Raw genomic sequence first — 22,781 nt, forward strand, 5'->3', positions numbered from 1 at the left:
CCTTAGCCACCCATGCTGCGCGTGCTGGTTTTGGATGATGTTGCCGCACTGCGTTGCATCGAAGACTGTTTAGCTACTGAATCACCAAAACCGCCACGGGTGATGGTATTGGTCACCGCTGGCTTCGGAGCCATCGCCGTTCTTGGCACTGTCATAGTACGGCCAGTGGTGGCTGAACCAAAGTTTTTGCCAGTTGCATCGACAAACTTGCCGTTAGCCGGGCTATTCGGTGCTTTAGAGGTAAACAACGGCTGACTTGCACCGCCGCCCATCATTCGGCCCATCATATAACCCGCCATCAGTGGCATCCACATGCTACCGCTTTGCTGTGGTGCAGCAGCAGTTGTTTCAGAAGATGACGAAGATGTTGGTACCATACCTGCTTGTGCAGGAGCTTGAGTACACTGTGATTCACCGAATTCAGCCACACAATCTTCACGAGTTGCATACTTGGGCGCAGTTTTAGCTGCTTCCTGCAAAGCCGTGTTGTAAGCAGTGGTACATTCCGCGCTCTTGGACGGATTTGCCGCTGAGCAATCATCAGCATTTTGGTACAAAGAGACGGTTTCATCGGTTTTTTCGCAGCCAGCCAGCATAAATACGGCACTGATAGCTAAAGCTACTGGCGCCAGGCGATAGCTGCGCCAGGATTTACGGAAAGTCTCTTGATTGATGTTTTGAGTCCGTTTCATCTTTATTTGTCTCATTTCCGGGCGTTCAATGCCCTTTCCCAGTAAGTGTCCTAAGAATAGGGGAAATGTGTATGAAATTAAAGCGCGAGGGCTGATGAGCGGCAGACTTTACAAAGCTATACGAAATGCTGCGAGTAACTTCGCTTTTTTCATTACCGAAAAATGCTGGGGGAGCCAAAAGAGGGCGTAAAGAAAAATAAACCGGGCACGGCTTGGTGCTATGCCCGGTGAGTCCAATCGCGTAAAAATCAGTTACGGAATGGGTTGCCGTTACGTGCAACGGCTGGCGCTGCGGTCGTCGGTTGGCTAACCGTGGTGACACGCGGTGCAGCCTGTGTGCTGGTACCATCAGCATAAGCATTTTGGTCGGCGTTATCCGGTGCCAGGCTGGTGGCCGATGTCGGGACGGGTTTATCCAGCACACCGTTCAGCGCCATCAAGTCGTTCATATTCAACGTGCCCAGAGCAGACTTGATATTTAACTGATTGATCAAGTAGTTATAACGCGCATCCGCGAGTTGCTGTTTGGATTGATACAAGTTAGTCGTTGCAGTCAATACATCCAGAATAGTACGAGTACCCACCTGATAACCCGCTTCCATAGCGTCTAATGAGCTTTGGTTAGAAATAACCACCTGCTCATAAGCCTTGATGCTGCTGATGGAGGCTGAGATATTGTTGAATGAGGAACGTACGGTTTGCACCACACTACGGTGTGCGCTTTCCAACTGCTCGCTGGCACCAACGAAGTTGTATTGTGCCTGTTTCACGGCAGAATTCGTCGCACCACCGCTGTACAGCGGTAAGCTCAATTGCACGCCAATTTTGTTCTGACCCGCATCGCTATTCAGTTGCTGAGTGCTTGGTGTGCCGCCGCTGTAACGAGTATTGGTGACTGAAGTTGATGCCGTCAAATCGATGGTTGGCATATAGCCCGTTTCTGCTGACTTAATTTGCTCACGTGCCAAATCTTGACTCAAACGGGCAGAAAGCAATGAAAGGTTACGTTTTTCAGCTTCTTTCAGCAGGTTAGTGACGGCTTGCGGGCGTTCAGTTTTTAAACGAGAAACATTGAGTGATGCCAGTTCTGGGTAGTAAACACCGGTAATTTGGCGCAAGTTTTCCAGCGCATTATCGAGGTTATTACGCGCCGTAACTTCGTCTGCTAACACGGTATCGTAGCTAGCGCGGGCATTTTGCACATCGGTAATAGCCACTAAACCGACATTAAAGCGCTGGGTTGTTTGGTCTAACTGGCGATAAACGGATTGTTTCTGCGCTTCGGTATAAGACAGACTATCAATGGCTCTAAGGACATTGAAGTAGGCGGTTGCCGTGTTCAGAATCAGCGCTTGTTCATTGGTTTGGAACGTCACATCCTGAATACCGGCGGCTTTCTCTTGTAACGTCAGAACGCGCCATTTGGACATGTCGAAAATAGTTTGCGTTAGTTGCAGTGAGCCTGACGTGGCATTGCTATCCGGGTTATCAGAAGCATCACGGAAGCCATTGGTATGGGTGTAACCCGCACCTAAACCTAACTGTGGTAACAGCGGGCTGCGAGCTTCATTAATTTTTTCATATGCAGCATCGCGGTCAGCCGCTGATTTGCGTAAATCCGGGTTACTATCCCTGGCTTGCTTATAAACTTGCAGCAAGTTCTCTGCCTGGCTCATGCTACTGAAACCAGCCAGACTCAGCCCGATAAGAAGGGGGAGCAGTTTCTTCATTTGCAGTCCTTGTTGTGCAGCAGTTGTGCGGCAATATTACTATGGTAGCTGTCGATAGACGAATTGTTGCCGATTCTATCAGAGTCTGCCAATGGGATAAGGTGGCTGATTGTGCCATCCTGCCTTAATTTACTTAAATCTAACACAAAGCTAAATGAGTATTCAGACAACTAATCTGTATCGGCCATCTTTGTCAAATAATCTTTATCAAAATCATTTCTATCAGCTAACTCTATGCCTGCTATTTTAAAATCCTGTATACCCGTCATACTTCGAGCTGCGTGTGCGTTGGCTGCTTTCGTTCACCCCAGTCACTTACTTATGTAAGCTCATGGGGGTTCGCTCAATTGCCGCCTTCTGGCAACTCGAATTATTTAGGGTGTAGCCTGTGTCGTTTGGCTGTCATCAAAAAGTACAATTTAGGTTTGATACTGACATCAGGAGAGAAGTATATGTCATCACAACAACCCTCACCGGTGACTTTCGATAAAAACGATGTGGAAATTATTGCACGAGAGTCACTGTATAAGGGCTTTTTTTCACTGAATTTATACCGATTTCGTCATCGTTTGTTTAATGGCGAAATGAGTGGAGAAGTTAAACGCGAGATTTTTGAGCGCGGTCACGCCGCTGTACTATTACCTTACGATCCGCTGCGTGATGAAGTGGTACTGGTTGAACAGTTACGCATTGCCGCCATTGACAGCAGCCCATCACCTTGGTTATTAGAAATGGTTGCAGGGATGATTGAAGAGGGCGAAACCGTTGAGGAAGTCGCGCGGCGCGAGGCTGAGGAAGAAGCGGGAATTCACATTGGCCGCTGTAAACCTGTACTGAGTTACTTAGCCAGCCCGGGTGGTACCAGTGAACGTTTGTCCATTATGGTCGGGGAAGTTGATGCGACAACCGCGAGTGGGATTCATGGGCTGGCCGATGAAAATGAAGATATCAGGGTGCATGTTGTCAGCCGCGAGCAAGCTTATCGTTGGGTTGAAGAAGGTGTAATTGATAACGCAGCCTCAATCATTGCATTACAATGGCTGGCGTTGCACCATCAATCGCTAAGAGCAGAATGGCAGTCATAAATATACTCGTCATACTTCAAGCTGCATGTGCGTTGGCTTTACTCAATAACCCGAATCACTTACTACAGTAAGCTCATCGGGATTATCTCGCTTGCCGCCTTCCTGCAACTCGAATTATTTAGAGTATAGATAAGTAGATAAAAAGAGAGATAATAATGAGCAAGCGCTACACACCTGATTTCCCTGAGATGATGCGGGTATGCGAAACTAACTTCGCCCAATTACGTCGTTTGATACCGCGAGTCGACGAAGTGGGCGAAAGTGTGGCTTATCAGGTTAATGGCGCCAGTTATCAACTGACAATTATTGAATCGACCCGCTACACTTCTGTTGTTGAGATTGTCCAAATCGAGCCCGCAGTCAGATACTGGAGTCTACCCTCTATGGTGGTACGGCTTTATCATGATGCTATGGTCGCGGAAGTGTGTGCCAGTCAGCAGATCTTCCGCTTCAAAGCAAGTTATGATTATCCGAATAAAAAGTTGCATCAGCGGGACGAAAAGCATCAAATTAACCAGTTTCTTGCTGACTGGTTGCGCTATTGCTTGGCGCATGGAGCGGTGGCAGTTCCGGTTTGTTAGACAGACTTATAACCTGACCTACAGATATGAAGGTATGTAATGAATCTGGTTGGGAAGGGTGCAAAAACAAGGACACCATTTGGAAAGCCTGTTTAAACTGCCTATGGCGAGTGGGGCCAGGGTTAGAATTTTACAAATAACAGATACCCACCTCTTTGCGGGGGAACATGAGACCTTGCTGGGTGTAAATACTTCTCGCAGTTATCGCGCTGTGCTGGATGCGATTATTGCTGAGCAGCACCCCTTTGATCTTATTGTTGCAACAGGTGATTTGGCTCAGGATCATTCCGTTGCCGCTTATCAAAATTTTGCTAAGGGTATCTCCCGTTTGCCAGCGCCCTGTGTCTGGCTTCCTGGTAATCATGATTTCCAACCGGCTATGGTGGACGCCTTAGCCAGTGCTGGTATCGCCCCTTCAAAGCATGTTCTGGTGGGGGATAACTGGCAAATTCTATTATTGGACAGTCAGGTATTTGGTGTTCCTTATGGTGAATTGAGTGAGTATCAGTTGGAGTGGATGGAGCGCTGCCTGATGGCACATCCAGAACGCTATACACTGATATTATTGCACCATCATCCCATGCCTTCAGGCTGCACCTGGCTTGATCAGCACAGCTTGCGTAATGCGCATATGCTAGCGGCAGTATTGACCCGCTATCCGCGTGTGACCACCTTATTGTGTGGCCATATCCATCAGGATTTGGATCTCGATTGGTATGGTAAGCGCTTGTTGGCTAGCCCTTCTACTTGCGTGCAGTTCAAACCGCACTGTACTAATTTTACACTTGATACCGTGGCACCGGGATGGCGCTACCTCGACTTACTGCCTGATGGAAGACTTGAAACTGAAGTTCGTCGATTAGCCAGTGATGAGTTCTGCCCGGACATGGACTCGGATGGTTATTGATGAGTACTCTTCTATATATTCACGGCTTTAATGGCTCGCCCGACTCGGTCAAAGCAACGACATTCAAAAGTTGGTTGCAGCAACACCACCCTCATATTGAGATGCTGATACCGCAATTACCGCCTTATCCGGCGGAGGCAGCAGAAATGCTGGAAAGCATCGTAATGGATAAAGCTGGGCAATCCATGGGTATTGTTGGCTCTTCTCTTGGTGGCTATTTTGCGACCTGGCTTTCCCAGCGCTTCAGTATTCCCGCAGTAGTGGTTAACCCGGCAGTCCGGCCATTTGAGCTGCTCGGTGATTACCTGGGCGAAAATCAGAACCCCTACACCGGGCAAAAATATGTGTTAGAGTCTCGGCATATTTACGATCTGAAAGCCATGCAGATTGAAAAGTTGGAATCACCGGATTTACTCTGGTTATTGCAGCAAACCGGGGATGAAGTCCTCGATTACCGTCAAGCGGTTGCCTATTACACCTCTTGTCGGCAAACAGTAGAATCAGGTGGGAATCATGCCTTTGTCGGTTTTGATCATTATTTCTCCCCGATTGTGACTTTTTTAGGGCTAGCGACCGCTTGATATCTGGCGGTTTAAGCATCACCCAATACAGCGGGTAGAGTACCGCAGGCCGTTATGGCCTGTCGGGCATATCACCGCTAGCCTTCCAACCATTAGCCGAATATTAATCAAACCATGACTGAATCCAGCTATAACGCTGATGCCATTGAAGTACTCAGCGGTTTAGAACCAGTGCGTCGTCGTCCGGGAATGTATACGGACACCACGCGACCAAACCACCTTGGTCAAGAGGTGATTGATAACAGCGTCGATGAGGCGCTGGCAGGCCATGCCCGTCGCATTGATGTCATCCTGCACGCCGATCAATCACTGGAAGTAATTGATGATGGCCGTGGGATGCCGGTTGATATCCATCCTGAAGAAGGTGTTCCTGCGGTTGAACTGATTTTGTGTCGTCTACATGCAGGCGGCAAATTCTCGAATAAAAACTATCAGTTCTCTGGTGGTTTGCATGGTGTAGGTATTTCAGTTGTGAATGCCTTATCCAAGCGTGTAGAAGTGACAGTACGCCGCGATAGCCAAATCTACAGCATTGCCTTTGAAAATGGCGACAAAGTGCAGGAACTACAGGTTATTGGTACATGCGGCAAGCGCAATACCGGTACCAGCGTACATTTCTGGCCCGATGTTTCTTTCTTCGATAGCCCGCGTTTCTCTGTATCTCGCTTATCTCATTTGCTTAAAGCGAAAGCGGTACTGTGTCCTGGCGTAGAAATCGTCTTTAAAGATCAGGTCAATAATACCGAGCAGCGCTGGTGTTATGCTGATGGTTTAACCGATTATCTAATGGAAGCGGTTAACGGCTTGATTACCTTGCCAGAAGTGCCGTTTGTCGGCTCTTTTGCCGGGGATACCGAAGCGATTGATTGGGCGCTGTTATGGTTACCGGAAGGCGGCGAGTTGCTGACTGAAAGTTACGTCAACTTGATCCCAACCATGCAGGGCGGTACTCACGTTAATGGCTTACGTCAGGGTTTGCTTGATGCGATGCGCGAATTTTGTGAATACCGCAATATTCTGCCACGTGGCGTCAAACTATCGGCAGATGATATCTGGGAACGCTGCGCCTATGTGTTGTCAGTTAAAATGCAAGATCCACAGTTTGCCGGCCAGACGAAAGAGCGACTTTCCTCACGTCAGTGCGCGGCCTTTGTGTCCGGCGTAGTAAAAGATGCATTCAGCTTATGGCTGAATCAGAACGTACAAGCGGCTGAACAGTTAGCTGAGTTGGCTATTTCCAGTGCCCAGCGCCGCATGCGTGCGGCCAAGAAAGTGGTGCGTAAGAAACTGACCAGCGGCCCGGCACTGCCCGGCAAACTGGCCGACTGTACTTCGCAAGATTTAAGCATGACCGAACTGTTTCTGGTGGAAGGGGATTCCGCGGGTGGTTCTGCCAAGCAAGCACGTGACCGCGAATATCAGGCGATCATGCCGCTGAAAGGGAAGATCCTGAATACCTGGGAAGTGTCTTCCGATGAAGTTCTGGCCTCGCAGGAAGTCCATGATATCTCAGTTGCGATCGGTATTGATCCCGACAGCGAAGATTTGAGCCAACTGCGCTACGGCAAAATTTGTATCCTCGCGGATGCGGATTCCGATGGTTTGCATATCGCCACCTTGTTGTGCGCGCTGTTTGTACGCCACTTCCGTGCCCTGGTTCGCAATGGGCATGTGTATGTGGCCATGCCGCCGTTATACCGCATCGATTTAGGCAAAGAAGTGTTTTATGCGCTGGATGAAGAAGAGAAAGCTGGTGTATTGGAGCAACTAAAACGCAAACGTGGCAAGCCGAATGTGCAGCGCTTTAAAGGGTTGGGTGAAATGAACCCGTTGCAGTTACGCGAAACAACGCTTGATCCCAATACTCGTCGCTTGGTGCAATTGACCATTGGTGATGACGATATTGATAAAACAATGGCGATGATGGATATGCTATTGGCGAAGAAACGCTCAGAAGATCGCCGCAATTGGCTACAAGAGAAAGGGGATACCGCCGAGATTGAGGTCTGATCGATGAAGGTCACCTTAGAAGAGTTGCAGGCGTTTACCTCGGTCGTCGACTGCGGCTCTATTACGGCGGCTGCGGAACAGCGCAGCCAAACCACATCAGGCATCAGCCGGGCATTAAGTCGGCTGGAACAGAAGCTGGCGACCACCTTGCTGCGCCGCACCACTCGGCGCTTGGAATTGACGGAAGAGGGGGAGTTGTTTCTCACTCATGCACGGCAGATCCTCGGTGCGGTTGATGATGCTGAAGAGCAGATTGCGCTACGGCGGCTAAAACCTGCCGGGCGGTTGCGGGTGAATGCGGCAGCTCCTTTTATGCAGCATGTGATTGTGCCGATGATCAGCGGTTTTCGCGCGTTATATCCACAAATCATTCTTGAACTGAATACCGATGACCTGAATATCGATTTACTAGAACAACGCACTGATATTGCGATTCGTATTGGTGCGTTGCGCGATTCGACCATCCATGCACGTCTGCTGGGAGCGAGTCGGGTGCGTATCCTCGCCAGCCCTGATTATCTGCAACGCCACGGCACCCCTCACACCATTGATGACTTGGCAAATCACAGTCTGCTCGGCTTCACTCAGCCTGAATTCCTTAATCAGTGGTCGCTACCTCATTTGCCCGGTGGGCGCACATCAATCACCCCTAATTTGGCCGCTTCCAGTGGTGAAACACTGCGCTTGTTGGCTTTACAGGGCGAAGGGATCGTCGAACTCTCTGATTTTATGACCCGAGAAGATCAGCTGACGGGGCGTTTAGTTGAGGTCATGGCAGATCAAATTCTGGAAACCTGGCAGCCGATTAACGCGGTTTATTATCGCAATACACAGCTTGCAGCGCGGATTACCTGTTTTCTGGATTATGTGAGTGAGCAGATCAAGTTGCAGGGCAGTCATTGGTTAAAAGATCCCCTTCGTTCTTAAAGCGCAGGGGTGTTGGCCACTCTCACTTACCCGAATCACTTACTTGAGTAAGCTCATCGGGATGCGTTTGCTTGCCGCCTACCTGCAACTTCAATTACTTTGGGGATCGGTTGATTAAGCGTTATCAAGGATGTGAATATTCACATCCAGTACATCGTCTTTAATCACTTCACGATGTTGATGCATGTGTTCCATCTGTAAATGTAATTCCAGATGGTGAACACTTTGCCACTTCTCCAGCATGAAAATTGAGTCTGGCGAATTCTTTTGCCAGTCAAGCTGGGTGGGTACGTCAATCATCGGCACGTAGCCGCCACAACCTTCCTCTGCCAGCACGGCAGGTATCAGTTTTTCAATGGCGTTCAATACCGCCCGGCGACGGCCCGGTTTGACCTTTATTTCTGCAAAAACGGTAATCATAGCGACTCCAACTTAGGTGTGATGCTGTGATATCAAATAGCCTGACGCTTAAAGTTTTCGGCCAAATGCTGACGATAACGGCTAATGTCACCTTCAATATCGGGTTGTTTAATCACATCGTTACACATAAATGTTGGTAATGGCTTCATGCCAAGGAACTGGTTTGCTTTATGGAAATGCAAGTAAACACCATCAACACCGACCCCTTCGAAGAACTGATTCGGATCAGTAAACGCTTCAAGTGGTGCATTCCAGGTCACTGAAAGCATATAGGTTTTACCCTGAATTAAGCCACCAGAACCATAGCCCTTAGTGGCATCGGAGCGAGTACGTCCATCACTTTGGTACAGTTTGCCATGACCATAGGTAAAGACTTCATCAATGTATTTTTTCAATATCCAAGGCTCGCCCATCCACCAACCCGGCATTTGATAAATGACTGTATCGGCCCACAGATAGTTTTCAATTTCACTTTCAATATCATAGCTTTGGTCAACCGTGGTGATTTTAACCTGATGGCCATTTTCCTGAAGAAACTCGGCAGCGACATTAGTGAGAGTCAGATTGAGCGCCCCTTTGGAGTGCGCAAATTCTTTCATTGCGTTAATAATTAGTACGTTACTCATTGATATACCTTTTTAAAGCTATAACTCATTTAAATAATAGGGGCTTGAAACTGCCTAACCCGGAATACTGAGTATGCTAATGGTTTCTTTACCAGAGAAAAATAGACAACAATGCATAACACTGTTGCTTAATAAGCAATAAAGCACCTGGATTGCAGCGTTTTAGCTGCAAAATTGCGCATCAGCCGACACGACATTGATTCTGTGGGTTGTGACAGTAACCCCGCAGATGAGGTACTATCGCGGGCAGAAATTGACAATGAACTTGCGGTGCCGATCTGCTGACTGACAGTGATCGCCTCCAGAGTCTGAGGATAATTGAGTAATGAGTGATTTGACTCATGACGGTGCAGAACGCTTACCGCTGCACACCTTTACTGAAAACGCCTATCTGAACTATTCCATGTACGTCATCATGGATCGGGCGTTGCCGTTTATTGGCGATGGTTTGAAGCCGGTGCAACGGCGCATTATCTACGCAATGTCCGAACTGGGGCTGAACAATAGCGCTAAATTCAAAAAATCAGCCCGTACCGTGGGTGACGTGCTGGGTAAATATCACCCACATGGTGACAGCGCGTGTTATGAAGCCATGGTACTGATGGCACAGCCATTCTCTTACCGTTATCCATTGGTTGATGGGCAAGGGAACTGGGGGGCACCGGATGACCCTAAATCCTTTGCGGCAATGCGTTACACCGAATCTCGCTTATCCAAATATGCAGAAGTATTGTTGGGTGAGTTGGGGCAGGGAACTGTCGATTGGGTGCCGAACTTTGATGGCACCATGCAGGAGCCGAAAATGCTACCTGCACGCCTGCCCAATATTCTGCTCAATGGTACTACCGGTATTGCTGTGGGCATGGCGACCGATATTCCGCCACATAACGTGCGAGAAATTGCGCAGGCGGTACTTGCGCTGATTGATAAGCCAACGTCTTCACTGGAAGAGTTGCTGGAGTTTGTGCAAGGGCCTGATTTCCCGACTGAAGCGGAAATTATCACGCCACGTAATGAGATTCGTAAGATTTACCAGAGTGGCCGTGGCTCGGTGCGGATGCGCGCCTTGTGGAAAAAAGAAGACGGCAGTGCGGTCATCACTGCACTACCGCACCAGGTTTCTGGCGCTAAGGTGTTGGAACAGATTGCCAGCCAGATGCGCGCCAAGAAATTGCCAATGGTTGAAGATTTACGTGATGAATCTGACCATGAAAACCCTACTCGTCTGGTAATAGTTCCACGTACCAATCGTGTCGATCTGGATCAAGTGATGAACCATCTGTTCGCCACCACGGATCTGGAAAGAAGTTATCGTATCAACATGAATATGATCGGCCTGGATCATCGCCCAACGGTGAAAGGGCTGGTGGAGATCCTGACCGAGTGGTTGGTATTCCGTCGCCAAACCGTACGTAACCGGTTGAATTATCGCCTGGAAAAAGTACTGAAGCGGCTGCATATTTTAGAAGGCTTATTGATTGCCTTCCTGAATATCGACGAAGTTATTCATATCATCCGTACTGAAGATGAGCCAAAACCGCTGCTGATGCAGCGTTTCGCGATTTCTGAAACTCAGGCTGAAGCGATCCTCGAACTGAAACTCCGCCATTTAGCTAAATTGGAAGAGATGAAGATTCGTGGTGAGCAAGATGAACTCGCCAAAGAACGTGACCAGTTACAAGCTTTGTTGGCGTCAGAACGCAAACTTAATACCCTGATTAAGAAAGAAATTCAGGCTGATGCAGCCGCCTATGGCGATGATCGCCGTTCGCCGCTGACGGAACGTGAAGAAGCCAAAGCCATGAGTGAGCATGACATTGTGCCGTCTGAGCCGGTGACCATCGTGCTGTCAGAAATGGGGTGGGTGCGCAGTGCCAAAGGTCATGATATTGACCCGAGTGGATTAAGTTATAAAGCTGGGGACAGTTTCCGTGCAGCGGCTCGCGGTAAGAGTAACCAGCCGGTGGTGTTTATGGACTCCACCGGTCGCAGTTACGCATTAGATCCACTGACCCTGCCATCTGCGCGTGGGCAAGGGGAGCCGTTGACCGGCAAGCTGACTCTGCCGCCAGGAGCCAATATTGAACACGTACTCATGGCCGCAGATGACCAGAAATTATTGATGGCTTCAGATGCCGGTTATGGCTTTGTCTGTACTTTCAATGATTTGGTCGCCAAAAACCGTGCAGGCAAGACCATGATTACCTTGCCGGAAAATGCCAAAGCGCTGCCACCATTAGAGATTTATGGGCCGGATGACATGTTGTTATCCATAACTGCGGCTGGCCGTATGTTGATGTTCCCAGTAGCAGATTTACCTGAATTATCAAAAGGTAAAGGTAATAAAATCGTCTCTATCCCGGCGGCAGATGCGGCGGCGGGTAAAGATCGCTTGGTATGGCTATTTGTCTTACCTCCGCAAACGTCAATTACACTTCACTTCGGTAAACGTAAGCTAACCTTACGGCCGGAAGATTTGCAGAAATTCCGTGCCGAACGTGGCCGCAAAGGTTCACCACTGCCTCGTGGGCTACAGCGTATTGACCGTGTTGATGTTGATGCGCCTGAGCGGGCGACACCAACAGATAATGAAGAGTCATGAGGTAGCCAGTTAATGTAACAGGGAGCGCGCATCATTCGCGCGCTTTCGCGTAACATCATTAGGTAAGGAATCTGCGCGGTGTTTTATCAGGAAGCCGCTATACTAGCGCCGATTACAAATCTAAGAGCCGGTGTTTAATAGAAGTGAGTGTTTCATAAAAATAAGTGTTTAAGAGGTTGTTATGCTATTAATTTTGCGCACGGTACTGGCAGTTTTATATTGTGTTCTGGTGTGTGTATTTGGTTCGATTTATTGCCTGTTTCGCCCACGAAATCCGCGTAACCTCGCCACGTTCGCCCATCTATTTGGCCGGATGTCAGTGTTATTTGGGATTACCGTTGAACAGCGGATTCCGGCGGAAGCAGCGAACTACGGTACCTGCATTTACATCGCTAATCATCAAAATAACTACGATATGGTCACGATGTCTAATGTGGTTCAATCCGGTACTGTCACCGTGGGCAAAAAGAGCTTGTTGTGGATACCTTTATTTGGCCCATTGTATTGGCTGACTGGCAACCTGCTAATTGACCGCGATAATCGCGCCAAAGCGCATGGCACTATTGCTCAAGTCGTTGAGCAAGTGAAAAAAAAGAACGTTTCTATCTGGATGTTCCCTGAAGGGACGCGTAGCCGTGGCCGCGGTTTGCTGCCGTTTAAGACCGGAGCCTTCCATGCCGCTATCGCCGCTGGGGTGCCCATTGTGCCAATTTGCGTATCCAGCACCAATAATATCAACTTAAACCGTTGGTCAAATGGCAAAGTTATTGTAGAAATAATGCCACCCGTTGATACCACTGGTTATGGTAAAGAACGTGTGCGCGAGTTGTCAGAGCATTGCCGCAATTTAATGCTGGCTAAAATTGAGCAACTTGATGCAGAAATAGCTCAACAGGCAGCAACTGAAAAATAATCTATTCGTTATTTGCCGTAGGTTGATTTTGCATTGATTATTTTGCCTGAATCCATTTTTATTTAAACGACTCTGGTCGTGAGCGTTTTGCCGTCCTTCAGCGTTATTCGCAGTCAGGCAAAATTTTGCAGTAGGTTTGATTGTGGTTTTCACGGAGAAGATATGTCACTCAGTCGTCGCCAGTTCATTCAGGCTACGGGCTTAGCGCTTGGCGCGGGTTCGTTGCCATTGAGGGCACAGGCTAATAGTACCCAGCAACCCTCGTTACCTGTTCCACCTTTACTGGAATCCCGTCGTGGCCAACCGCTGTTTTTGACTTTACAGCGGGCGCATTGGGCATTCAGTGGCAGGCAGAAAGCTGCGGTATGGGGTATCAACGGGATGTATCTGGGGCCGACCGTTCGGGTGTACAGCGGTGATGATGTTAAGCTCATTTACAGCAACCGTCTGACTGAGCCGGTATCCATGACGATCAGTGGGTTACAGGTGCCGGGCACGTTAATGGGGGGGGCGGCACGCATGATTTCCCCTGGCGTCGACTGGTCACCGGTTTTGCCTGTACGCCAACCCGCTGCAACTTGTTGGTATCATGCCAATACGCCTAACCGCATGGCACCCCATGTTTATAATGGGCTGGCGGGGATGTGGCTGGTGGAAGATGAAGTCAGCAAAGCGCTGCCATTGCCAAGCCATTACGGCGTTGATGATTTTCCGATTATTATTCAGGACAAGCGGCTTGATAACTTTGGTGTGCCGGAATACGACCCGCCAGCCAAAGGCGGCTTTATCGGCGATACATTGCTGGTTAACGGGGTGCAAAGCCCGTTTGTTGAAGTTTCCCGTGGTTGGGTGCGCTTACGTTTACTCAATGCGTCCAATGCCCGCCGCTATACCTTGCAGTTGAGTGACGGCCGCCCACTGCATGTGGTAGCCAGTGATCAAGGTTTCCTGCCTGCGCCAGTTGCGGTACAACAGCTCTCACTGGCTCCCGGTGAGCGGCGTGAAGTAGTTATCGATATGTCGCAGGGTAGTGAAGTGTCCATCACGGCGGGGGAGTCTGCCGGGATTATGGACAGATTGCGTGGGCTATTTGAGCCATCGAGTATTTTAATTTCCACTTTGGTACTGACATTAAAACCGACCGGCTTGCTGCCGTTGGTCACTGATAACCTGCCAATGCGTTTGCTCTCTGATCAGATTCTGGATGGCAGTGTGGTGCGTACCCGAGAGTTCCGCCTGGGGGATGATCTGCCGGGAATCAATGGCGTTATCTGGGATATGAGCCGGGTCGATGCTCAAGCACAGCAAGGGACTTGGGAGCGCTGGACCATACACGCAGATATGCCGCAAGCATTCCATATACAGGGCGTCTCGTTCCTGGTGAAAAATGTGAATGGTGCACCGGCGATGGCCGAGGATCGTGGCTGGAAAGATACCGTCTGGGTTGATGGGAGTGTGGAGTTACTGGTGTACTTCAATCAGGTTTCTTCCGAGCATTTTCCATTCCTATTCTACAGCCAGAGCCTTGAGATGGCCGATCGTGGCTCCGCAGGTCAGTTGGTGACACAAGCGGCACCGACGCTCGGTTAAGAAGAATGGGATCATTGTTTCGATGAATAATCGTCCGGTGATCCTGTTTTAACTGATAGCGTTAATCACGTTATCAAAAGATATATCCTTCCTCTTTTCATGGATAAATGCGTATAATCGCCGCCCGGTGATGATTTCTTAACCCGAACCACCTCAACTTTCCCCAATTCAAAGAGTATTGCCATGAGTACCAGCCTGATCCAGCCAGAGCGTGACCTGTTTTCTTATCAGCCATATTGGGCTGAATGCTATGGCACTGCGCCATTTTTACCGATGTCTCGCGCAGAAATGGACATATTAGGCTGGGATAGCTGCGACATTATTGTTATCACCGGCGATGCTTACGTTGACCACCCCAGTTTTGGTATGGCTATCATTGGCCGCATGCTGGAAGCTCAGGGTTTCCGCGTGGGAATCATTGCTCAGCCTGATTGGACCAATAAAAACGATTTCATGCGATTGGGGGAGCCAAATCTGTTCTTCGGGGTCACGGCGGGCAATATGGATTCGATGATCAACCGCTATACCGCTGATCGCAAGTTACGCCATGATGATGCTTATACGCCGGATAATCAAAGTGGTAAGCGGCCAGACCGCGCCACATTGGTGTATAGCCAGCGCTGTAAAGAAGCTTATAGCCATGTGCCGGTTTTGCTTGGTGGTATTGAAGCCAGCTTGCGCCGCATCGCTCATTATGATTATTGGTCGGATACTGTGCGCCGCTCGGTTATTGTCGATGCCAAAGCCGATATGCTGGTGTACGGCAATGGTGAACGGCCTCTGGTTGAAGTCGCACACCGCTTGGCGGCAGGTGAGAAAATTGCTGATATTCAGGATGTCCGTAACACCGTTGTGATGCGCAAAACGGCATTGCCGGGCTGGAGTGGTGTGGATTCTACCCGGCTGGATAAACCGGGCCGTATCGAAGCGATTCCTAACCCTTATGGCGATGATTTACCCTGTGCAACAGACAGCGTTCCCGAGCCAGAAGCCAAGCCTATTACTGTGCGGGCTGCCAAACCTAAGCCCTGGGAAAAGACCTATGTCTTGCTGCCCTCTTATGAAAAAGTGAAAGCAGACAAAGTGCTGTATGCCCACACCTCGCGGATTTTACATCATGAAACCAACCCCGGTTGTGCCCGGGCTTTGATGCAAAAACATGGCGACCGCTATATCTGGATTAATCCGCCAGCAATCCCGCTTAGCACCGAAGAAATGGATAGCGTTTTTGCCCTGCCTTATCAACGTGTGCCGCATCCCTCTTATGGGAAATCGCCGATCCCGGCTTACGATATGATTCGTTTCTCGATTAATATCATGCGTGGCTGCTATGGCGGTTGCTCGTTCTGTTCAATTACCGAACATGAAGGGCGCATTATCCAGAGCCGCTCTGAAGATTCCATCATTCGTGAAATAGAAGAAATTCGCGATAAAGTTCCTGGTTTTACCGGCATTATCTCTGATTTGGGTGGCCCGACAGCCAACATGTATATGCTGCGTTGCCAGTCGCCGCGAGCCGAGCAAACATGCCGCCGCGCATCCTGCGTTTATCCTGAAATATGCCAGCACATGGACACTAACCATGAGCCGACCATTTCTCTGTATCGGCGAGCGCGCGATTTGAAAGGGATTAAAAAAATCCTGATTGCCTCCGGTGTTCGTTATGACTTGGCAGTAGAAGATCCTCGTTATATCAAAGAATTAGCCAGCCACCATGTGGGCGGTTACTTGAAAATAGCCCCGGAGCACACTGAAGATGGGCCTCTTTCAAAAATGATGAAACCGGGAATGGGCAGCTATCAGCGCTTTAAAGAGCTGTTTGATACCTATTCCAAGCAGGCGGGTAAAGAGCAATATTTGATTCCGTATTTCATCTCGGCTCATCCGGGAACCGAAGATAAAGATATGGTCAATTTGGCGCTTTGGTTGAAGAAAAACCGCTTCCGTTTGGATCAAGTGCAGAACTTCTATCCATCACCGTTGGCTAACTCCACCACCATGTATTACACCGGCAAGAACCCGCTGAGTAAAGTGGACTACAAGAGTGAGGATGTTGTGGTGCCGAAAGGCGATCGTCAGCGTCGGTTGCACAAGGCATTGCTGCGTTATCATGATCCCGCTAACTGGCCGATGATTCGCACAGCATTAGAAGATATGGGGTTACAACATTTGATTGGTAGCCGCCGTGAATGTTTGGTTCCTGCACCTACGCTGGAAGAACAACGTGAAGCACGTCGGGCGTATCGTCAGCATACGCCAGCGCTGACCAAGCACACCTCGATCACGCGTCAGCGTCAGCCGGGTAACCGAACAAATGTGGCTCCAGCAGGTAAGATTCCTGCGAGTAAAGCGCCTTCGGGCAAAGCGGTGCAGACAACGACGGGCAGTTCAGCGCCGAAGACGACAGGCAACAAAACCGGCGCAAACAGAGCGCCGGTGAATAAACCTGCCGGTGGTGCAGGTAGAGGGAAAGCCAGGCATCACTAAGCATGTAAACTAGCGGTCAGATCCGAAGACATCCGGGTCTGGCCCCAGCCGTTTGCCGCTATCCAACTTCGAAATTGCCGTCAGTTCATCTTTGTGCAATTTAAAATCAAACACTTCAAAGTTTTCTCTGATACGCGCAGGTGTCACCGATTTCGGAATCACAATCAACCCACTGTCCAGATGCCAACGGATCACTATCTGTGCTGGCGTTTTGCTGTATTTCTGCGCTAATTGACGGATAACTGTCTGATCAAAAACACCATCGCCGCCTTGGGCCAACGGGCTCCAGGATTCTGTCGCAATATGATGCGTGGCATTCCAGGCATGAATTTGCCGTTGCTGTAGTAAGGGGTGAAGCTCAATCTGATTGACGGCAGGCGCAACGCCAGTTTCATCAATTAACCGCTGTAGATGGGGGATATTAAAGTTACAAACACCGATACTGCGGATCAACCCTTGCTCTTTCAATGCGATCAGCTCGCGCCAGGCACTGACATAGCGATCTTGTGTTGGATCTGGCCAGTGGATCAGATAGAGATCCACATAATCGAGCTGAAGTTTTTTCAGGCTCTCTTCCAGAGCTTGTTGCGGATTATCCTGGTCGCTATTCCACAGCTTAGTGGTGATAAATAGCTCATCACGGGCGACATGTGCTGATTGCAGCGCCTGACCAACACCCTCTTCATTTTTATAAATAGCCGCAGTATCGATTGATCGATAGCCGACCTCCAGCGCCTTGCTGACAGCAAGTTGTGTTTCTTCAATACTTGCTTGCCAAACGCCAAGGCCGAGTTGTGGCATCAGATTTCCATCGTGCAATTTGATAATGGGTTGCGTCGCCATATTTATCTCCTTAGCATACGTACCCTTCGTATTCACAGTTGCAGGGAAGCCTACCACTGTGATGTCTTGGGGTAGTGATTGGGCTGTATCAGCCTGTTGCCGATTACCTAAGTTTAGTCGTGATGACTCGACTTATTAGTTTGTCTGGAAATAGCTCAAAGGCGGACTGTAAAGAACCATATTATTAACCTCTTAACATTCCGCCAAGCTATGACTGTTAGACCGCAGCTTCGTAGATACGTTTGCTATCGGCTAAAGTGATATCACCGTGCTCACCAAGCGCAGTCATACCATGCTCTTCTAGTTTTTTAATGAGATCAGGAATGGTACTGCCATCCAGTTTGTAAGCGGACAAACGAGTGGCGACCCCCATGCTTTCAAAGAAATCACGGGTCGCTTGAATGGCAGCATTAATACGTTGTTCTTCACTACCACCCTGTAGCCCCCAAACACGTTCTGCGTATTGCAGTAGTTTGGCGCGTTTTTGTTGTTTCTTCGCCACCAACAAAGCCGGTAATACCACCGCTAAAGTTTGTGCATGATCCAGCCCGTGACGTGCGGTCAGTTCATGGCCCAGCATGTGTGTCGCCCAGTCCTGCGGGACACCCGCACCAATCAGGCCATTTAATGCCATGGTCGCGCTCCACATAATGTTGGCACGTACATTGTAATTTTTAGGGTCGCTTAAAGCTTTAGGGCCGTCTTCAATCAGTGTTAGCAACAAGCCTTCAGCAAAGCGATCTTGTACCTTTGCATCGACCGGGTAAGTCAGATATTGCTCGATAGTGTGAACAAAAGCATCGACCACGCCATTGGCGACCTGACGCGGTGGCAACGTATAAGTTACTTCTGGGTCCAGCACGGCAAATAGCGGCTGTACATGAGCGGAGAAGAAATGCTGTTTATCACCGGTGCTACGGCGGCTGATAACTGCGCCGTTGTTAGCTTCGGAGCCTGTGGCGGGTAAGGTCAATACTGAACCCATCGGCAGAGCTTCTTTGATATCGCTGCCAGTAGTTTCCAGAATATGCCACGGGTCTTGTGGATAATTGACGGCTGCGGCGATAAATTTAGTGCCATCCAATACAGAGCCACCGCCAACTGCCAGCAGGAAAGTAATTTTCTCTTTCCGGCAAACCTCAACCGCTTTCATCAGGGTTTCATAGGTAGGATTCGGCTCAATGCCACCAAACTCGAGGAAATCAAAGCCTTTCAGCGCTTGGTGAACCTGGTCAAGTACACCATTTTGTTTAATGCTGCCGCCGCCATAGGTAATCAAAATACGTGCATCAGCAGGAATTTCTTTAGTCAGTTGCGCGATTTGGCCAGTACCGAACAGCACTTTAGTTGGGGTATGAAGGGTGAAATTTTGCATGATTTGTCTTCCAGCGTTGGGTAATAAACAAGTTGGGTAATGAACAATAAGAACTAAAAGATTAGCTTATGGCGCAAGAGTTATTCGCCGCCGTATCAGTGATAGCCATTGTCGGTAACTTGATGCCATACCTCAATGCACATTCCTGCCTTGCTCTTGCCTATTTCTACAAAAGACTGTAGAAAACACGCAAAATATTGCACAATTTATGTCAGATCGTTTCAGATAGCAGAAACAGGCGAGGTCGCAATGGTTGAGGTTACTGATATCCAGGCACAGATGGCCGGGATGATTGCAGGTTTGGCTCAAGGCAATGGTTTAACCCCCAGCGCGGTGCCAAAAGTAAAAATTCTGTACTCCACCGTGCATCAACCGCGCACGCCAGTGATGTATACCCCGAGTGTGGTTATTATTTTTCAGGGTCATAAAGTGGGCTATCTGGGTAGCAAGGTGTTTCAGTACGATCCGAAGAATTACCTGATTCTGACAGTACCGTTGCCGTTTGAATGTGAAACCTTCGCCAGCCCGGAAGTGCCGTTGGCTGGTATTTCCATTCATATAGACAGCCAGATGTTACAAGACTTGATTATAGATATCGGTGATGACGAGTTAGACAAGCCTTTCGGCAATACCTCTGGCGTGAATTCATCGGCACTGACTGAAGAGATGCTATGCGCCACCGAGCGGCTACTGGATGTGATGTCTAATCCCCGTGATGCCAGAGTGCTTGGCCCACAAATCGTGCGAGAAATTATCTACTACGTGTTATGTGGTCAGTGTGGCGGGGCATTGCAGGCATTAGTTAATCGCCATGGTCATTTCAATCAGATCACCAAGACATTGCGGCGGATCGAAAATCAGTTCGCAGATAACTTGAATGTCGAACAATTAGCCGCAGATGTGAATATGAGCGTCTCGGCGTTTCATCATAATTTCAAAGCAGTGACTAATACCTCTCCATTGCAGTACTTGAAATCTTACCGTTTGCACCGCGCGCGAATGATGATATTGCACGATGGACTGAAGGCTAGCACCGCTGCAAATAAGGTGGGATATGAGAGCGCTTCACAGTTTAGTCGTGAGTTTAAACGCTATTTTGGCCTCACGCCGAGTGAGGAAGTTGCCAAACTGCGTACTAACTGAGGTGATATCTACACAAAACGGCGCACTGAGCGCCGTTTAGCTGTTCGAGCGGAAAAGATTACTCAGTCACACTTTTACGTTTACACCAGACCAACACCAGCGTGCCAACCAACCCCACCAGTAACAAGACAATCGGCAAAATCATCAATGCAGTCATGACTTGATTTTCATAGTGCTTAACCAGCGGAATATGGCTAAGTGCAAAGCCCAATCCCACGACACTCCCCACCCATAGCAGCCCACTGAGCCAGTTAAAGAACTGAAAACGTGTGCTGTTTAAGCCGGAAATGCCTGCCAGAGTCGGCAATAAAGTCCGCACAAAAGCCAGGAATCGGCCAATAATCAGCGCTGCCAAACCGTGGCGCACAAACAGGTTATGGGCGCGTTGGCGATAATGAACCGGCAGCTGCAACAGCCACCGTTTTACCACTTTGGTATCTCCCAACCACAACCCTTGCAAGTAACTCAGCCAACAACCCAGGCTGGCCGCGGCGGTCAGAATTATCATGGTGGGTAAGAACCCCATGACACCCTTGGCAATTAATGCACCCGCCAATAGCAACAAGCTATCACCGGGGAGGAAAGAAGCCGGTAGCAAACCATTTTCTAAAAAGAGGGTGGTAAAGAGTATGCCGTAAATAACCCAAATCACATTCGGGTCGGCAAGTTTACTAAAATCCTGCTGCCATAAGGCATGAAGGATTTCGCGTAATACATCCATTTCTGTTCCTGTTTGCCTATCGTGTGAGGATATTGTTGTGAGGTCTTACCTAGTGTATCCGTAATGGCGCTGGTCCACATTGATCTTATCCTCAATAACCAAATTTTTGAGGGTATATATACGTGCTGTTGATACTATTTGTGTAAGAGAGGATTAATGCGCAGGTATTGTCACCGCGCATTAATCCCTATCACTCAGAAATTTTACTGCGTAGCTTTGATGCGCTCAAACCCAGCGGTTAAATCGTCCTGCAAATCTTGTACATTTTCCAGTCCAATGTGCAGGCGGAACAGTGTGCCTTTGATTCCCTCTCCCTCATATTTGCGGATTGCCCGGATATCCTTGGGCTGATAACCCAGAATCAAGGACTCAAATCCACCCCATGAGAAAGCCATACTGAAATGGGTAAAGTGGTCGAGATAGGCCTCTAGCTGTTGCTGAGTTAGCTCTTCTTTTAATTCAAAAGAAAACAGGCCATTGCAGCCGGTAAAATCTCGTTGGTAGAATTCATGCCCTTTACAGCCGGGTAGTGCGGGGTGATAAACCGCAGCAACTTCCGGGCGTTTTGCTAGCCAGTTGGCGATTTCAATACTGTTTTTTTCGTGCTGCTTTAAGCGCACACCTAAGGTACGTAACCCTCGGCTGGCAAGATAAGCGGTATCGGCATCCACCATTTGCCCCATCAGGTATGAGTCTTCCCGCAGTTGCTCCCAACAACGCACATTGGCAACCGCAATCCCCAGCATGGCATCAGAATGACCAATAATATATTTAGTGCCTGATTGGATGGAGATATCAATATCAAAATCCAAGGCTTTAAACAGCACCCCAGCCGCCCATGTGTTGTCCATCATGATAATCATTTCAGGAGCAACCGCACGGATAGCTTTCACTATGGCGGGGATATCTTGCACTTCCATGGTGATGGAACCGGGTGATTCAAGGAAAACCACTTTGGTTTCCGGTGTGATTAATGAGGCTATCTCCGAGCCCATCATAGGATCAAAATAAGTGGTGGTAATATTCATGCGCGATAAGATTTTATCGCAAAAACTTTGCGCCGGTTCATAGGCCGAGCCGGTCATCAAGATATGATCGCCTGTGGAAACAAAGGATAAAATGGCATTGCTGATAGCCGCGGCACCACAAGGATAAAGCACACAACCTGCGCCACCTTCGAGTTCAGTCATCGCTTCTTGCAAGGAGAAGTGGGTTAGCGTGCCTCTGCGGCCATAGAATAACTCACCATTACCGCGATTAATCGTGGCATGCTTTTTCGCTTTCACCGAGTCGAATACCAGAGAAGATGCGCGCTGAATAACGGTATTGACCGAGCCTTGGGTATATCTCTTACTCCTGCCCGCGCTAACTAAGGTTGTTTCCAGTTTTTCTGTCGTAGGTTTATTTGCAGACATGTCGCGTTGCCACCTTTTTATCAGCGTGTCCATTATTCTATGGTCAGCATTCATTATAGGAATGTATTTATCCCTTACGTTAGCATGATGATTGTGGTGTGAGAGCAGCTTTTACCATGAAAAAAAATCAATA

At 48.8% G+C, this 22,781-nt stretch carries 19 protein-coding genes; 11 read left to right on the plus strand and 8 right to left on the minus strand.

The genetic code is table 11. The annotated features are described in order from the left end of the window. Window positions 1-2: 2 nt before the first annotated feature. Window positions 3-692, minus strand: a complete 690-nt coding sequence (locus tag QSV56_RS14375; RefSeq protein WP_019079121.1) for a DUF1190 family protein — start codon at window positions 690-692, stop codon at window positions 3-5. A gap of 248 nt (window positions 693-940) precedes the next feature. Further along, window positions 941-2,422 (minus strand): outer membrane channel protein TolC, encoded by a 1,482-nt coding sequence (gene tolC, locus QSV56_RS14380; RefSeq protein ID WP_301212886.1) that lies wholly within the window; start codon window positions 2,420-2,422, stop codon window positions 941-943. A 452-nt stretch (window positions 2,423-2,874) separates the two neighbouring features. Between tolC and nudF the strand changes: the two genes are divergently transcribed. The 6 genes from nudF to QSV56_RS14410 all read left to right on the plus strand — a co-directional run bounded on the left by nudF (window position 2,875) and on the right by QSV56_RS14410 (window position 8,513). Then, window positions 2,875-3,507, plus strand: coding sequence for an ADP-ribose diphosphatase (nudF, locus tag QSV56_RS14385; RefSeq protein ID WP_301212889.1), 633 nt, complete (start codon window positions 2,875-2,877; stop codon window positions 3,505-3,507). 155 nt (window positions 3,508-3,662) lie between these two features. Beyond that, window positions 3,663-4,088: a DUF1249 family protein gene (locus QSV56_RS14390; RefSeq protein ID WP_019079117.1), complete on the plus strand. Its 426-nt coding sequence runs from the start codon at window positions 3,663-3,665 to the stop codon at window positions 4,086-4,088. Between the two features lie 79 nt (window positions 4,089-4,167). Further along, entirely contained in the window at window positions 4,168-4,995 is an 828-nt protein-coding gene (gene cpdA, locus QSV56_RS14395; protein ID WP_046050212.1) for a 3',5'-cyclic-AMP phosphodiesterase, read from the plus strand. Further along, entirely contained in the window at window positions 4,995-5,576 is a 582-nt protein-coding gene (gene yqiA, locus QSV56_RS14400; protein WP_050130252.1) for an esterase YqiA, read from the plus strand. Before cpdA ends, yqiA begins: the two co-directional genes overlap by 1 nt. A gap of 114 nt (window positions 5,577-5,690) precedes the next feature. Continuing rightward, window positions 5,691-7,586, plus strand: coding sequence for a DNA topoisomerase IV subunit B (gene parE, locus QSV56_RS14405; RefSeq protein ID WP_019079114.1), 1,896 nt, complete (start codon window positions 5,691-5,693; stop codon window positions 7,584-7,586). A 3-nt stretch (window positions 7,587-7,589) separates the two neighbouring features. Further along, on the plus strand, window positions 7,590-8,513 hold the full coding sequence (locus QSV56_RS14410) for a LysR family transcriptional regulator (protein WP_019079113.1): 924 nt from the start codon (window positions 7,590-7,592) through the stop codon (window positions 8,511-8,513). Window positions 8,514-8,627: 114 nt separating this feature from the next. On the opposite strand, the gene QSV56_RS14415 is transcribed toward QSV56_RS14410, so the two are convergent. Further along, on the minus strand, window positions 8,628-8,933 hold the full coding sequence (locus QSV56_RS14415) for a putative quinol monooxygenase (protein WP_046050214.1): 306 nt from the start codon (window positions 8,931-8,933) through the stop codon (window positions 8,628-8,630). A 32-nt stretch (window positions 8,934-8,965) separates the two neighbouring features. Continuing rightward, the gene (locus QSV56_RS14420) at window positions 8,966-9,559 is read right to left on the minus strand and encodes an NAD(P)H-dependent oxidoreductase (RefSeq protein ID WP_050130255.1); all 594 of its coding nucleotides are present in this window, start codon (window positions 9,557-9,559) and stop codon (window positions 8,966-8,968) included. 325 nt (window positions 9,560-9,884) lie between these two features. Here QSV56_RS14420 and parC point away from each other — a divergent pair, with 325 nt between their 5' ends. The 4 genes from parC to QSV56_RS14440 all read left to right on the plus strand — a co-directional run bounded on the left by parC (window position 9,885) and on the right by QSV56_RS14440 (window position 17,151). After that, window positions 9,885-12,161, plus strand: coding sequence for a DNA topoisomerase IV subunit A (gene parC / locus QSV56_RS14425; RefSeq protein WP_019079111.1), 2,277 nt, complete (start codon window positions 9,885-9,887; stop codon window positions 12,159-12,161). A 181-nt stretch (window positions 12,162-12,342) separates the two neighbouring features. Next, a complete protein-coding gene (locus QSV56_RS14430) occupies window positions 12,343-13,074 on the plus strand; it encodes a 1-acylglycerol-3-phosphate O-acyltransferase (RefSeq protein ID WP_019079110.1) in 732 nt (243 codons plus the stop codon). A gap of 162 nt (window positions 13,075-13,236) precedes the next feature. Beyond that, on the plus strand, window positions 13,237-14,664 hold the full coding sequence (gene ftsP, locus QSV56_RS14435; protein WP_019079109.1) for a cell division protein FtsP: 1,428 nt from the start codon (window positions 13,237-13,239) through the stop codon (window positions 14,662-14,664). Window positions 14,665-14,847: 183 nt separating this feature from the next. Next, window positions 14,848-17,151 (plus strand): YgiQ family radical SAM protein, encoded by a 2,304-nt coding sequence (locus QSV56_RS14440; RefSeq protein WP_046694538.1) that lies wholly within the window; start codon window positions 14,848-14,850, stop codon window positions 17,149-17,151. Window positions 17,152-17,160: 9 nt separating this feature from the next. Here the strand turns inward: QSV56_RS14440 and dkgA are convergent, their stop codons facing one another. Next, window positions 17,161-17,994: a 2,5-didehydrogluconate reductase DkgA gene (gene dkgA / locus QSV56_RS14445; RefSeq protein WP_019079107.1), complete on the minus strand. Its 834-nt coding sequence runs from the start codon at window positions 17,992-17,994 to the stop codon at window positions 17,161-17,163. Window positions 17,995-18,211: 217 nt separating this feature from the next. Beyond that, window positions 18,212-19,369 carry an alcohol dehydrogenase gene (gene yqhD / locus QSV56_RS14450; RefSeq protein WP_046050218.1) on the minus strand — a complete coding sequence of 386 codons (1,158 nt, stop codon included), beginning with the start codon at window positions 19,367-19,369 and terminating at the stop codon, window positions 18,212-18,214. Between the two features lie 249 nt (window positions 19,370-19,618). Here yqhD and QSV56_RS14455 point away from each other — a divergent pair, with 249 nt between their 5' ends. Beyond that, complete coding sequence (locus QSV56_RS14455; protein WP_019082333.1) at window positions 19,619-20,512, plus strand: AraC family transcriptional regulator; 894 nt, start codon at window positions 19,619-19,621, stop codon at window positions 20,510-20,512. Window positions 20,513-20,570: 58 nt separating this feature from the next. On the opposite strand, the gene QSV56_RS14460 is transcribed toward QSV56_RS14455, so the two are convergent. Continuing rightward, window positions 20,571-21,233, minus strand: coding sequence for a DedA family protein (locus QSV56_RS14460; protein WP_005160739.1), 663 nt, complete (start codon window positions 21,231-21,233; stop codon window positions 20,571-20,573). 203 nt (window positions 21,234-21,436) lie between these two features. Then, entirely contained in the window at window positions 21,437-22,648 is a 1,212-nt protein-coding gene (metC, locus tag QSV56_RS14465) for a cystathionine beta-lyase (protein WP_301212902.1), read from the minus strand. Between the last annotated feature and the right edge of the window lie 133 nt (window positions 22,649-22,781).

The sequence above is a fragment of the Yersinia sp. 22-579 genome, from assembly GCF_030433455.1.
GTDB lineage: Bacteria > Pseudomonadota > Gammaproteobacteria > Enterobacterales > Enterobacteriaceae > Yersinia > Yersinia enterocolitica.

Bases quoted from the DNA above. Each gene is read 5' to 3' on its own strand.
- QSV56_RS14375 (WP_019079121.1), bottom strand. From the start codon at position 692: ATGAAACGGACTCAAAACATCAATCAAGAGACTTTCCGTAAATCCTGG.
- tolC (WP_301212886.1), bottom strand. From the start codon at position 2,422: ATGAAGAAACTGCTCCCCCTTCTTATCGGGCTGAGTCTGGCTGGTTTC.
- nudF (WP_301212889.1), top strand. From the start codon at position 2,875: ATGTCATCACAACAACCCTCACCGGTGACTTTCGATAAAAACGATGTG.
- QSV56_RS14390 (WP_019079117.1), top strand. From the start codon at position 3,663: ATGAGCAAGCGCTACACACCTGATTTCCCTGAGATGATGCGGGTATGC.
- yqiA (WP_050130252.1), top strand. From the start codon at position 4,995: ATGAGTACTCTTCTATATATTCACGGCTTTAATGGCTCGCCCGACTCG.
- parE (WP_019079114.1), top strand. From the start codon at position 5,691: ATGACTGAATCCAGCTATAACGCTGATGCCATTGAAGTACTCAGCGGT.
- QSV56_RS14410 (WP_019079113.1), top strand. From the start codon at position 7,590: ATGAAGGTCACCTTAGAAGAGTTGCAGGCGTTTACCTCGGTCGTCGAC.
- QSV56_RS14415 (WP_046050214.1), bottom strand. From the start codon at position 8,933: ATGATTACCGTTTTTGCAGAAATAAAGGTCAAACCGGGCCGTCGCCGG.
- QSV56_RS14420 (WP_050130255.1), bottom strand. From the start codon at position 9,559: ATGAGTAACGTACTAATTATTAACGCAATGAAAGAATTTGCGCACTCC.
- parC (WP_019079111.1), top strand. From the start codon at position 9,885: ATGAGTGATTTGACTCATGACGGTGCAGAACGCTTACCGCTGCACACC.
- QSV56_RS14430 (WP_019079110.1), top strand. From the start codon at position 12,343: ATGCTATTAATTTTGCGCACGGTACTGGCAGTTTTATATTGTGTTCTG.
- ftsP (WP_019079109.1), top strand. From the start codon at position 13,237: ATGTCACTCAGTCGTCGCCAGTTCATTCAGGCTACGGGCTTAGCGCTT.
- QSV56_RS14440 (WP_046694538.1), top strand. From the start codon at position 14,848: ATGAGTACCAGCCTGATCCAGCCAGAGCGTGACCTGTTTTCTTATCAG.
- dkgA (WP_019079107.1), bottom strand. From the start codon at position 17,994: ATGGCGACGCAACCCATTATCAAATTGCACGATGGAAATCTGATGCCA.
- yqhD (WP_046050218.1), bottom strand. From the start codon at position 19,369: ATGCAAAATTTCACCCTTCATACCCCAACTAAAGTGCTGTTCGGTACT.
- QSV56_RS14455 (WP_019082333.1), top strand. From the start codon at position 19,619: ATGGTTGAGGTTACTGATATCCAGGCACAGATGGCCGGGATGATTGCA.
- QSV56_RS14460 (WP_005160739.1), bottom strand. From the start codon at position 21,233: ATGGATGTATTACGCGAAATCCTTCATGCCTTATGGCAGCAGGATTTT.
- metC (WP_301212902.1), bottom strand. From the start codon at position 22,648: ATGTCTGCAAATAAACCTACGACAGAAAAACTGGAAACAACCTTAGTT.